Genomic DNA, 12,433 nt, shown 5'->3' on the forward strand with positions numbered 1-12,433 from the left:
TTGTTTTTGACTTTCGCAACTCGAAACTCGTCACTCGCGATCACCGTCAATTAACACCGGATACGTAAATGCTGGCACATCGCCGATTTTTCCTCAGTGATCTCCGTGACCTCTGTGGTAAAAACCGCTTCTGCCTTTATCGAAACTGACTAGGCGATACCCCGTACCACTTTTTGAACGCCCGGGAGAACGCACTCACCTCGGAAAAGCCCAACAGAAACGCCATCTGCGTCACCGTCATCCCCGGGGTGCGCAGGTGCCGTTCGACCAGGGTCTTGCGGGTATCTTCCAGCAACTGCTTCCAGCTGAGCCCCTCATCACTGAGGCGACGCTGCAGGCTGCGAATGCTCATGCAGCACTCTTCCGCCGCATCGGCCTGGGCGGGCTCGCCATCCGGCAGCCGTTGCTCGATCCACAGGGTCAGCCGGCTGGCCAGTGAGGCCTGCTCCGCCTCTGCCAGCCGTTGCGCCAGGGTGGCGTCCAGCATGGCGGCCAGCTGGGTATCGCTGGCGGCCAGCATCTGCTGGGCATTGGCCTTGTCAAACGCCAGGCTGTAGTGGTCCGCCACCGTCACCTCGCAGCGTAAATAGCGGGCCATGGCCTGACGAAGGCCGTCCTCCACCCATTCCGGCACCGACACCGCCACCGGGTTGTGGTCACGATGAATACGAATCCGCAGCAGCCGCACAATGGTGGCCATCACGAAGGCAATGGCCTGAGGGTGCGGTTGATGGTCGGTATTGGAACGGAAGCACAACGCCACACTGTCATCGTCGGCCACCAGATCCGTCACCACCAGATCGCTGATCAAGCGATGAAAGCGGGTGATGCGGTTAAGCACACTGTACAGGTCGCCCCCTGCTGCCACTGCCAGGCCGAGGGCCCCGAACGTGCTGTATTCCGCGTGGCGGGCCACCTCGATGGCCATGCCCGGGTCGCCCAGCTCCTGCAGGCAGTCGTCCAGTAAGGCGGTGGTGACCGCCGCATCCAGCTTGGCCTCAGGATCGCGGATAACCGCAGGATCCAGGCCATTGCGACGCAGGATCGCCTCCCCATCCAGGCCGCGCTCATGCAACAAATGGAGTAGCGGCCCCATGAGAAGCGCTGTCGCCTGTTTTTTTTCTGACATTGGCGTCCCCGGTCAAACGGTTGGCGGGCAAAGCCGAGTTTTCCTTCCCGGCCCCACCTAAAGTGGTCTCCATCGAGAAATGGAGATTTCCCATGGCTACAGCACCCGCTCGCGGCAAGTCCGCCACAGATAAAAAAATTCAGCGTGAAATCATCGCCATCAGTGATGATATACGGCAACGCCACGGCTGGCTCAAGCACCAGAATGCCATTGGCTTTGGTATTTTCAGCCTTGCTGTCACCGGCACCCTGGTCAACGCCGTGCTCTACCTGCAAGGTATCATGCCCGCCTGGGCCGTGATCGTCCTCACCGCCTTCTGGACCTCACTGTTGCACGAACTGGAACATGACCTGATTCACTTGATGTATTTCAAGAAGAACAAGTTCATGCACAACCTGATGATGACCGGCATCTACCTGCTGCGCCCCAACGTCATCAACCCCTGGGTGCGCCGCCACCTGCACTTCCATCATCACAAGCATTCCGGCATGGAAACTGATCTGGAAGAGCGCGGCATCACCAACGGTGAAAAGTGGGGCCTCAAGCGCCTGCTGATGGTGGGCGATGGCATGCTGTCCGTGTACCTGCGTGCCGGCAAGTACCTCACCGAACCCACCCGTCTGTACCGTCGCGGCCTGATCACCAAACAGGACCTGAAAAACTTCCGCCTGATCAGCCTGGTCAGCTACAGCCCGCTGGGCATCGCGACCCACGCCGTGTGGCACTTCTTTGTGCTCTATCACCTGATCAATGGCGCCGCCTGGCTGGCAGGCACCAGCATCGCCTGGCCGGAAGTGGTCACTGCACAGCTGAGCTGGATCACTCCGCTGATCGTGGTCCTGATCGCCCCGAACATGCTGCGCACCTTCTGCCTGCACTTCATCTCATCGAACATGCATTACTACGGCGACAATGAGCCGGGCAAGATCACCGAACAGTGTCAGGTACTGAATGTATGGTGGCTGTGGCCGGTACAGGCGTTCTGCTTCAACTTCGGCAGCACCCACGCCATCCACCACTTTGTGGTCCGCGACCCCTTCTACATCCGCCAGATGACCGCCAAGCGCGCCCATGTGGTAATGAAGGAAAACGGCGTACGCTTCAACGACCTGGGCACCTTCCGTCGCGCCAACCGCATGCACGAAAAACCACAAACCGCCTGATTAGCAAACGCTCACCAACAGAAGCCCGCCTTGCGCGGGCTTTTCTGTTTTCAACAGAACACCCTCTTCCAAACACCCTCACCCTTTGCAATTCTCTTTATAATCAAGCAGATTGCTGTGATCGTATCCAGGATTGTCCGCCCAGAGTTATATAGAACCGAGTTATACGGAACGTTCTAATTAATTCGCTGTTAGGTGAAAAAATGGTGCATCAAGGAAATTGCAGTGAAATGCCACCAGTGTAATACCGATTATTACGGCCCCGATATTAAGGGCTCCACAGCGTATTTTGTGTGTCTAAATTGCGGATACTGCTACGAAGTAGAAAACTATCATGGTTTTGCCAAGGAGCAGATTATCGAAAGGATCGAAAAGGCTTTTTCTGGGGTAGTGTTGGGTAACGGAGTCGGGCTCTGGCAAGCGCAAGCGATTGATGACTATGAAACTGTGTCTGAGCAAAAGAGAGCTAGGGCAAAGGATGAAAAGGAACAGTGGAGTAAGTTATCGGGGGCAGAGCTTCAGAGGTGTCATAGCAGTTTGTCATTCTTTGATGCTGATGGAATGAGGTTCCATCTTCCTGCTTTCATTATTGAGAGTATCAAAGGAGAGGTTGATGATCCTTTGTTTCATCTCACGAGCCTGGATGAGTATGGCTCTTCTAAGTTCGAAAGCATGAGTCCGGGGCATAAGAAGGCAGTGAGCGAATACCTCATCTGGTGCCTTACAGAAGATGAATATACTTATGATCAGCATGAAATTCGGAAGGCGTTACAGTCTTTTTGGTAAATCACCTAACAAGGCAATTCACTCGGCCCCAGTTACGCTCCTCAATTTTTATGGTATCGCTTCGCTCTTTTACCACAAAAATTGCTCCTCTACACTGGTCCGGTGATTGCGGCGTCATGTTTGCTCAGGCTAAGTGCGGCACTATGAGGTGGCTTTCTTTGGGGCTGGGATTTCTATGCATTATTTATGCAGTTCTCTATTTTTTCGGACTTCTTCCCGTCGGTTTTTGGCAGTCCGCAATTGACCTTGTTATTGGCCGTGAGCCAGGCATGTATTATAAAATTGTTTCAGCAGAGCCGTCAGAGTTTCATGGGGTAGTGGCTCTCTCCCTCGGCGTGGCTTTTATCGCTTTATCAAGGTGGAAAATTCAAAGGTATAAAGCTGGCGAGTGATTGCTTCGCAAGAGGATCAACTAACAAGCAACTCTGCTCAAAAATAATCTACACAATAAGAAAATTAACGTAACAAATCCCGGGGGCCATCGTGAAGATCATTGGCTATCTGATAGGCGCAGCATTCCTGAGCATGATACTGCTCGGCCCTGCTGTCGGTCTGTATCTGGTATCAAAAGACACGTTCGCCGCACTGAGTTATACAGGAACAGAACAGGGTGAAATTGTGGATTGCCGCTCCTTTCGTACGGGAGGACAGAATTCCAGATATAGCCGCGTTCCCGTTGTCCAACTCGGTTCTGATCGTACGATCTCGGGCACCGTGGATGAAATACGTTATTTTTGGGAATGCGATGACCAGATTGGCACTACGGTTGAGGTCATCTACGACATACAGAACCCGAGTAACGCAAAGATCAACACTTTTATCGAGATGTGGTTCCTGCCCATCGTTATCGGGGCAATCAACCTGATATGGTACTCTGCTGTCATTGCCGGATATGTCAGAAAATATCGGAACCGGGGCAGATAACATGACCTGCCATCACCTCAGGCAACACACGAAGGAATCACAATGAAGGTATTGCTTTCACTGTTATTGGTCTGCCTTTGTGCAGGGGCCTGGTCGTCCGGCATTTACCGTTGGGTAGACGACCAGGGCAAGGTTCACTTTTCCGACCAGGCCCCTCAGGATCAGGCTGCCGAATCTCTGGATCTGCAGATCAACACATTTGAAAGCGTCACCTATGAGAGCCTGGGCAAGTACACGATTGAGCGCCCTTCTAAAAAACAGGTAATCATGTATTCGGCCAGCTGGTGTGGTGTGTGTGACAAAGCCAAGCGCTATTTCGAGCGTAAGGGTATTCCTTATACAGAATACGATGTTGAAACCAGCCAACAAGGCAAGCAAGGCTTCAGGCAACTCAACGGAAAGGGGGTACCTATCATTCTGGTGGGCAATCGTCGCATGAATGGATTCACGGTATCGGGCTTTGAAAGGCTCTACCAATAGGCGCTTCCGATCCATTCCTAGCCTAAATCGGTGGGCTTTGCTTTACTGACATTTCCTTTATTCACACCAGTAGAAACGTGACTGATCTCCTCCTCCAACTCGGTCTGGTGCCCTTCTTCACACAGCAACTGACCGATATCGACCTTCTCGAAAGCAGGCTGGGGCGGGTTACCGCTGTGCAGCGCTCGAAACTGACGGTGTTCACGGCCACCGGCGAGCACCTTGTTGAAATGTCAGCGGCACTTCGAGACGGACCGGGCGAGGAGCGCCCTACGGTAGGCGACTGGGTAGTGCTGGATGCTTCGCTGTCTCTGCTAGAACAGGTGCTGGAGCGCAAGAGTCTGTTTCGCCGGCTCGGTGCGGGTACCCGTCACGAGCTTCAGCCTATTGCCGCCAATATCGACATTCTTTTCATCGTCACCTCCTGCAATGACGAGTTCCGCGAGTCCCGGCTGGAACGTTATCTGGCTTTGTGCGCTGAAGCCGGCGCCCTGCCGGTGATTGTGCTGACCAAGACGGATCTGGCGGATGATGTGGATGACTATGTACGTCGTGCCCGTACCACTCAGGCCGGGGTGGCCGTGGAAGCGATCAACGCCCTGGACCCAGACACGTTTTCCGGGGTGCGCAGCTGGATCGACAGCACCACCACAGTAGCGCTGGTGGGTTCTTCCGGGGTGGGCAAGTCCACCCTGCTGAACAGTCTGGCCGGGGCCTCCCTCACAGCTACCGGCGGCATTCGTGAACAGGACAAGAAGGGCCGCCATACCACTACTCACCGTGAGCTGCATATTCTTCCCGAAGGTGGCTTGTTGGTGGATGTGCCGGGCATGCGTGAACTACGGGTGGCAGAAGTGGAACATTCCCTTGGAACGGTGTTCGATGACATCGAGCAACTGGCCGGGCAATGCCGTTTTGCCGATTGCCAGCATCAATCCGAACCGGGCTGTGCTGTGCGTCAGGCCATTGAAGATGGCCAGCTTGATCCGCGCCGCCTGCACAACTACCAGAAGCTGCTGCGGGAAAACGCCCAGGCCACCGCCAGCCTGGCCGAAAAACGGGCCCAGGGCCGCAGCTTTGCCAGGATGGTCAAGGAAGTGAAGAAAATAAAGCAGGACAAAGGCTCGGAGAATTAATACCTGTCAAACCAACATGATTGCATCCATGGATGCCCTTGCAACATCGCTGAACCCTCAACACCGCCCGGATTGTCCGACCAAAAGAAAAATTATTTATATACTGGGCGGCTACCAGACACTCGTTTTTTTGCTACTTAAGGGCATTTTAAGGCCAGTACTTTATTCTTATTCTTTCACGATCCAGCGACGCATAATTCTTCGGGGAAATCTATTTTCCCCCTCCCCCCACGCATCTCTCATACCGTCCTTTAATTAAGAATTTGGACTGATGAAAATCAGCAAATTCAACCGCGACCCATTACTCAAACCGAACGGAACCACTTCACAAATCTGCGGATTTTCAGGAGAAGCCGTTATATTCTCCGCCTTGGGAACGACTGTCCCGTAAGCGCGACAAATCGCAACGGGGCACACATCTACTCATGGATTGAGGCTTGCTTATGTCCATTCTTCGCTATGTTCTGGCGATGTTGCTCCTGTCTGCGCTGGTCGCCTGTGGCGGCGGCGGTGGCAGTGATGCTTTCGTCAGCAAAAAATCGTCTAATCAGCCCACTGGCAATTCCGGTGAAGAAGTCAGTGACGATCCGCTGATCAACGACCTTGTCTTTACCAACAACCAGTTTATCGCCACTGTCTGCCCGACGCTGAGCGCCACGCTTGCGGTAGGCGCCTCTCTCACTGCTGCCGATGTGGTGGCCTGTGAGAATGAAGCGCTGGGCGTGATCTATAACGACAACGATCAGCACCTGGAAGCACTGTGTCCGGTCGCCACCGCCCAGGCGGAGCTTGATACCACGGCGATTACGCTGGTTACCGAAATCAGCTTCCTCCCCGCCTGTCTTGAAGAAAGCCTGAGTGGTGCCGGCGGCGATCTGGATGATCTGCTGGATGATGACAACGACCTGGTGGATCTGGTGTGTCCGGATGCTGAAACCGTGGAAGACTGCATCGTCGATATCATCGAAAGCGATCCCGAGACCACCCCGGAAGAAGTGATTGAGCTGCTGGACTGCGAAGAGGGGCAGACCCTGTACCAGTGCCTGGTCGCGGCGGGCCAGGATCTTGAAAATGCCATGCAGCTGATCAGCAATGACAACACCTTGTCCCAGACACTATGCCCTGCTGCTGCTGATGCAATGGTGGATACCAGTGAAGCGAACGCTGAGCTGTGTCTGGCGGAAATCGTTGGCAACACCGACGCGACCCTGAATCTGGGTGGCGGTATGGCGGCGATCTGCGGCAGCGACACCGCCGCCCTCACCTGCCTGATCAACAGCGGTGAATTGATCGGCCCTGTGGTGGAGTCCACCGGTGGCGAACCGCTGGATCCGACGTTCATCGACAATCTGGTTGCGGATCTTGACCCGAACACAGACCTGTCTGAGCCCAGCAATCTGGACCTTCTGGAGGGCCTGGGTGACTTGCTTGACGCCATTCCCGGCCTGGCAGACCTGATTAACAGTGCCTACGACGAGGATCCCGCCAATTTCGACCTGTTCGAATTCCTCAACGAACTGTTGGCTGCCTACGACATCATCGACACCCTGCCCGCGCTGGGCGGCATCATCGATGATCTGCTGGGTGACGACGGCAACAATGACATCCCGCTGGATGTGGATGAACTCCTGGACAACCTGAGTCCGGAAGCCCTGGCCCTGATCAGCCCACTGCTGGACTCCATGCCCACCGTTAAGCCTTTGCTCAACGAGATTCTTGGCGCCTTCCAGTGTGGCAGCGATGCCAGCACCTGCCTGGCCAACGCCCAGGCCTCCCTGGCGGATCTGAACACCGTGCTGCTGCACGAGCCGGAACTGGCCGAGCTACTCAATCGTCTTCTGGACACCTTGCTGGGACAAACCAGTGGCAGCTTGCTGCAGCCGGCCATTGATCTTCTGGCAGAGGTACCGGAAGCCATTGCTCTCACCGACCTGATTGACGAGATGCTGAAGAAAGTCTTCGGTGATCCGGAAGAGCTGGGTGAGGTCATGCTGAGCATCGATGCCTTCCCGGGTGTGAGCGAAAAGACCGAAGCCACCGATATTCTGCTGACAGCATTGATCTCCGGCTTGCTGGATGGCAGCCCGCTGTCCATCGCAGGTTACCTGGATGAAGTGAAGCAGGACATCAACAAGTTTGCTTCCGAATATCCTCAGAACGGCTACAACACTACGCAGCTGGTGCAGTGGCTGGAAAGCCTCTAGTTCGCTCGCGATATAAAAAAACGCCCGCTTATGCGGGCGTTTTTTTGCCTCCCAGAACAACCTGAATCATTACCAGACCCACCTCCGACTGCCCAGCATGCATTTTTCTCTTCCCGGTCATAGCCATTCAATCTTGTGAATCTGATTTCTATAGCTATTTTTCTTGAGACCAGGAAAGCCCCTGCCGTTAGGGTTAAAGGGTTGTACAGAAAAATGTGAATGCACAACTTTGACAGGAGATGGACATGGAAACCCCCTCCCTTTATGAACGGATGGGCGGACGCGAGGGTGTTCGCGCCGTCACTGAAAAGGCCGTTGCCAACCATTTTGACAATGCCCTGATCGGCACCCGCTTCTCCCATGCAAAGATGTCCAGGGAAGACATGGTCAACAGTGCCACAGAATTTTTTTGCACCGGCTTGAGTGGTGTGGAAACCTATGAAGGCAAACCCATGCCTGACGCCCACGCCGGCATGAATATTACCGCTGACGAACTGATTGCCGCGCTGGATGACATCATGGATGCCATGAAAGCGCAGGGGCTGGGCGATCAGGAGCAGGCGGAAGTACTGAAAATCCTGTACGACATGAAGCCGGAGATTCTCGGAAAATAGCTACTGCGGATCCTGCCAATACTGAAATAAAGAAGGGCGCACCCAACCCCGGAAGCCCCCTTCTTTTTTCGCTGTTAGCTGTTAGCTGTTAGCTGTTAACTGTTAACTGTTAACTGTTAACTGTTCATTGTTAACTGCTAACCGCCGTCCTTGTGACGAAAGAACCGCTGAATACTGGAAAAGTCTTTCTCGGAATAGCCGTGATTTCCGTGGGCGGCATACAGGGATTTCGCCAGGTTACCCATGGGGGTGGCTGACTGGGTGCTAAGTGCTGCCTGCAACGCCAGCCCCAGATCCTTGTTCATCAATTTCACCGCAAAGCCACCATCATATTCATTGGATGCTGGCACATTTTCCATCACCCCGGGCCAGGGGTTGTACTTGTCCAGGGACCAGTTGTCACCGGAGCTGGCCTTCATGATCTCGGACAGTACCGCCGGATCCAGTCCGTGGTCTGCGCCCATCTGCAGGGCTTCTGCAGTGCCAATCATATGAATCGCCAGCAGCATGTTGTTGCAGATCTTCGCCAGCTGGCCCGCGCCGTTATCTCCGGCTCTGAACACCTGGGCGCCCATGCATTCCAGTACTGGCCGAGCCCGCTGGATGGCATCTTCCGGACCACCGCAGATAAACGTCAGCGTGCCGGCTTTTGCTCCACCGACACCGCCGGATACAGGTGCGTCAATCATTACCCTGTCCTGCTCTCTGGCAATGGCTGCCACATCGCGGGCTGTGTCGGCATCAATCGTTGAGCAGTCGATAATCAGGGCGCTGGGATCGACCTGCTTCAACACGCCCGTTTCGCCTAGATAAAGCCCACGTACGGCACCTGCCGATGGCAACATGCTGATGACCACTTCAGCACCCTGCACTGCTTGTGCGGCACTGTCTGCTGCTTTGGCGCCCGTTTCCACCGCCCCTTTGAGCAGCTCCGGGACCAGATCAAAGGCCGAGACCTCATGACCTGCCTTGACCAGGTTAGCCGCCATGGGGCCGCCCATATGTCCGACACCGAAGAATCCGATTTTCATTGTTATCTCTCCCTGCCGCTTTCACGGTTGGATATTGATATGCGTTTAGCAAAGGGTCTGACGTCGGAAGCAAGACTTTCTACTCTCGTTTTTTTGCGGACACTTCCGAGTTCAGACGTCCCTTCTTGCTCCAAAAAAGATCGCCTGCAGGCAGGCTCCTACGGCGTTTTTTTAAAGGAACGACAAATCCTTCAACACATTACGCGCAATGATCACGCGCATGATTTCGTTAGTGCCTTCCAGGATCTGGTGCACGCGGGTATCGCGCAGGTAACGCTCCAGCGGATACTCGCGGATATAGCCATAGCCACCGTGCAACTGCAGCGCCTGGTTGCAGACGTTGAAACACAGGTCCGTGGCCATGCGTTTGGCCATGGCACAAACCATGCTTTTGTCGCTGTGATTCTGATCCAGCTTCCAGGCGGCAAGACGAACCATTTGTTGTGCTGCCACCAGTTCCGTAGCCATGTCTGCCAGAGTGAACTGCACACTCTGGAAATCACTGATGGTCTGGCCAAACTGTTTGCGTTCCTGCACGTATTGTTGCGCCTGCTTCAAGGCTGCCTGGGCAGCACCCAGCGAGCAACTGGCAATATTGATACGGCCACCGTCCAGCCCGCCCATGGCGATCTTGAATCCCTGCCCTTCCTCGCCCATCAGACATTCGGCAGAAATACGCACATCTTCCATGATCACCGCACGAGTAGGCTGGCTCTTCCAACCCATTTTTTCTTCATTGCGACCATAGGAAATACCGGACGTATCTGCCGGTACTGCGAAGCAGGAAATCCCTCCGGCACCGGGCCCACCAGTACGCGCCATCAACACCAGCACATCGGTATCCCCGGCGCCGGAAATAAATGCCTTGGCGCCGTTCAGGACATAACTGTCGCCCTCTTTTTTTGCCGTGGTTGCCAATGACGCGGCATCGGAACCGGCATTGGGCTCGGTAAGGCAATAAGACGCCAGTTTCTCTCCGCTCATCAGGTCATCCGCCCAGCGGGCGCGGATGGCCTCGTTGCCATAACGGGTGAGCATGGAGGTGGCCATGTTATGAATGGTGATAAAGGCCGTAGTGGAAGTGCAGCCCTGGGAAAGCTGCTCGAAAATCAGCGCCGCGTCCAGACGTGACAAGCCCATCCCGCCCAGCTCTTCAGAACAGTACAGGGAACAGAATCCCAGCTCGCCCGCCTTGCGTATCGCGTCCTTGGGAAAAATACTTTTCGCATCCCATTCAGCGGCAAACGGCGCCAGTTCCTTTTCAGAAAACTGTCGCGCTGTTTCGCGAAATGCCTGCTGCTCTTCAGTAAAAGAAAAATCCACGGTTTTTTCTCGCTCGGTTTTCGTTCTTCTCCGCAGGAGCTTGCCTGCAAGCGAGGTTCTACTGGCATGGCAGAATCTCTTGCAGGCAAGCTCCTACGGTGTCGGGCTACTTATTTCAGATGAATACTCATGTTCGGGCCGCTGGCCGGGATGTCATCTTCGAACCAGCGACTGGTGACCGTCTTGGTTTCGGTGTAGAAACGCACGGCCTGCTTGCCGTAGGCATGCTGGTCACCGTAGAAAGAGCCCTTCCAGCCGGTGAAGCTGAAGAACGGCAGCGGCACCGGGATCGGCACATTGATGCCCACCTGCCCCACTTCCACTTCATGCTGGTATTTACGCGCCGCTGCACCGCTGGCGGTGAAGATGGAAGTGCCATTGCCATAGGGGCTGTTGTTCACCAGCTGCAAGGCTTCCTCAAGGGAATCCACACACACACAGCACAATACCGGACCGAAAATTTCTTCCTTGTAGATGGACATCTCCGCCGTCACATCGGTGAATAGCGTCGGGCCAACCCAGTTGCCATCGGGCAAACCGTCCACGGTGCAGTCAGAGCCATCCAGCAAACAGGTGGCGCCTTCTCCCTTGCCCTGCTTGATCAGGGTAAGTACACGCTGTTTTGCCTGCGGACTGATTTGAGGGCCGTAGGCGGCCTGCGGGTCGTTCCAGGCACCGGGGCGAATTTTGGCAAACTCGTCTTTCAGTTCATCAATCCAGGCTTTGGAATCGCCCACGAACACCGCCACGCTGATGGCCATGCAACGCTGGCCAGCGGCACCACAAGAAGCGCCCACCAGACTGTTGACCACTTGCTCCTTGTTGGCATCCGGCATGATCACCATGTGGTTCTTCGCACCGGCAAAACACTGGGCGCGCTTCATGTGGTCGGTGGCTGTTCGGTACACATGCTGGCCCACCGGCACCGAGCCCACAAAGGAGACGGCCTTGATATCCGGATGCGTGAGCAGGGTGTCCACCTGTTCCTTGCCACCGTGCACCAGCTGCAACACACCGGGAGGTGCGCCGGCTTCCAGGAAAAGTTCTGCCAGCCGATTGGGGGTCATGGGATCCTGTTCGGACGGCTTGAGCACAAAGGTGTTACCCGCGGCGATGGCCAGCGGGAACATCCACAACGGGATCATGGCCGGGAAGTTGAATGGAGTGATACCGGCGCACACACCCAGCGGCTGTGTCCAGGAATGGGTGTCGATGCTGCGCGCCACGTTCTCCACGGTTTCGCCCATCATCAGGGAGGCGATGTTGGCGGCCTGTTCGGCCACTTCGATACCGCGCCAGACATCGCCCTTGGCATCTTCAAACGTCTTGCCGGTTTCCTGGCTGAGAATCTCGGCAATCTCTTCCTGATGATCCTTCAGCAACGCCTGGTAACGCAGCATCAGCCGCGCCCGCTCGGATACCGGCACTTCCTTCCAGCTTTCGAACGCTGCCTTGGCGGCGGCAATTGCCTGCTCCATTTCTGCCGGGGTGGCGGCAGGCGCCTCGCACAGCACCTCCTGGGTGGCGGGGTTGGTCACCGGGATCCACTGGTCGGTGGTGCTGGTGACAAATTCACCATTGATCAGCAGGGGCATGCGACGGCTCATGGGGCTCTCCGGAAAGTCAGTCGTTATCGGTATGGG

The 12,433-nt window shown here is 55.3% G+C and carries 11 protein-coding genes; 7 read left to right on the top strand and 4 right to left on the bottom strand.

What is annotated here, in order from left to right; genetic code table 11:
• Nucleotides 1-136: 136 nt before the first annotated feature.
• The gene (locus MWU49_RS11775) at nt 137-1,129 is read right to left on the bottom strand and encodes an AraC family transcriptional regulator (protein WP_246972458.1); all 993 of its coding nucleotides are present in this window, start codon (nt 1,127-1,129) and stop codon (nt 137-139) included.
• Nucleotides 1,130-1,221: 92 nt separating this feature from the next.
• Between MWU49_RS11775 and MWU49_RS11780 the strand changes: the two genes are divergently transcribed.
• From MWU49_RS11780 to MWU49_RS11810, 7 genes are all read left to right on the top strand, one after another.
• Nucleotides 1,222-2,292, top strand: coding sequence for a fatty acid desaturase (locus MWU49_RS11780; protein ID WP_246972461.1), 1,071 nt, complete (start codon nt 1,222-1,224; stop codon nt 2,290-2,292).
• 225 nt (nt 2,293-2,517) lie between these two features.
• Entirely contained in the window at nt 2,518-3,078 is a 561-nt protein-coding gene (locus MWU49_RS11785; RefSeq protein WP_246972464.1) for a DUF6714 family protein, read from the top strand.
• Nucleotides 3,079-3,561: 483 nt separating this feature from the next.
• Complete coding sequence (locus tag MWU49_RS11790; RefSeq protein WP_246972468.1) at nt 3,562-4,002, top strand: DUF3592 domain-containing protein; 441 nt, start codon at nt 3,562-3,564, stop codon at nt 4,000-4,002.
• Nucleotides 4,003-4,044: 42 nt separating this feature from the next.
• Nucleotides 4,045-4,482, top strand: coding sequence for a glutaredoxin family protein (locus MWU49_RS11795; RefSeq protein ID WP_246972469.1), 438 nt, complete (start codon nt 4,045-4,047; stop codon nt 4,480-4,482).
• Between the two features lie 77 nt (nt 4,483-4,559).
• Nucleotides 4,560-5,618 (top strand): ribosome small subunit-dependent GTPase A, encoded by a 1,059-nt coding sequence (rsgA, locus tag MWU49_RS11800; RefSeq protein ID WP_246972471.1) that lies wholly within the window; start codon nt 4,560-4,562, stop codon nt 5,616-5,618.
• A 443-nt stretch (nt 5,619-6,061) separates the two neighbouring features.
• Nucleotides 6,062-7,822, top strand: a complete 1,761-nt coding sequence (locus MWU49_RS11805) for a hypothetical protein (protein WP_246972473.1) — start codon at nt 6,062-6,064, stop codon at nt 7,820-7,822.
• 245 nt (nt 7,823-8,067) lie between these two features.
• Entirely contained in the window at nt 8,068-8,436 is a 369-nt protein-coding gene (locus MWU49_RS11810) for a group 1 truncated hemoglobin (protein WP_246972475.1), read from the top strand.
• Between the two features lie 137 nt (nt 8,437-8,573).
• On the opposite strand, the gene mmsB is transcribed toward MWU49_RS11810, so the two are convergent.
• The 3 genes from mmsB to MWU49_RS11825 form a co-directional block, all read right to left on the bottom strand.
• Nucleotides 8,574-9,467, bottom strand: coding sequence for a 3-hydroxyisobutyrate dehydrogenase (gene mmsB, locus MWU49_RS11815; protein WP_246972480.1), 894 nt, complete (start codon nt 9,465-9,467; stop codon nt 8,574-8,576).
• 171 nt (nt 9,468-9,638) lie between these two features.
• Nucleotides 9,639-10,790 carry an acyl-CoA dehydrogenase family protein gene (locus MWU49_RS11820; protein WP_246972482.1) on the bottom strand — a complete coding sequence of 384 codons (1,152 nt, stop codon included), beginning with the start codon at nt 10,788-10,790 and terminating at the stop codon, nt 9,639-9,641.
• A 110-nt stretch (nt 10,791-10,900) separates the two neighbouring features.
• Nucleotides 10,901-12,397: a CoA-acylating methylmalonate-semialdehyde dehydrogenase gene (locus MWU49_RS11825; protein ID WP_246972484.1), complete on the bottom strand. Its 1,497-nt coding sequence runs from the start codon at nt 12,395-12,397 to the stop codon at nt 10,901-10,903.
• Nucleotides 12,398-12,433 lie beyond the last annotated feature (36 nt).

This window comes from Alcanivorax sp. S6407, assembly GCF_023016115.1.
Classification (GTDB): domain Bacteria; phylum Pseudomonadota; class Gammaproteobacteria; order Pseudomonadales; family Alcanivoracaceae; genus Alcanivorax.

Bases quoted from the DNA above. Each gene is read 5' to 3' on its own strand.
- MWU49_RS11775 (WP_246972458.1), bottom strand. From the start codon at position 1,129: ATGTCAGAAAAAAAACAGGCGACAGCGCTTCTCATGGGGCCGCTACTC.
- MWU49_RS11780 (WP_246972461.1), top strand. From the start codon at position 1,222: ATGGCTACAGCACCCGCTCGCGGCAAGTCCGCCACAGATAAAAAAATT.
- MWU49_RS11795 (WP_246972469.1), top strand. From the start codon at position 4,045: ATGAAGGTATTGCTTTCACTGTTATTGGTCTGCCTTTGTGCAGGGGCC.
- MWU49_RS11805 (WP_246972473.1), top strand. From the start codon at position 6,062: ATGTCCATTCTTCGCTATGTTCTGGCGATGTTGCTCCTGTCTGCGCTG.
- MWU49_RS11810 (WP_246972475.1), top strand. From the start codon at position 8,068: ATGGAAACCCCCTCCCTTTATGAACGGATGGGCGGACGCGAGGGTGTT.
- mmsB (WP_246972480.1), bottom strand. From the start codon at position 9,467: ATGAAAATCGGATTCTTCGGTGTCGGACATATGGGCGGCCCCATGGCG.
- MWU49_RS11825 (WP_246972484.1), bottom strand. From the start codon at position 12,397: ATGAGCCGTCGCATGCCCCTGCTGATCAATGGTGAATTTGTCACCAGC.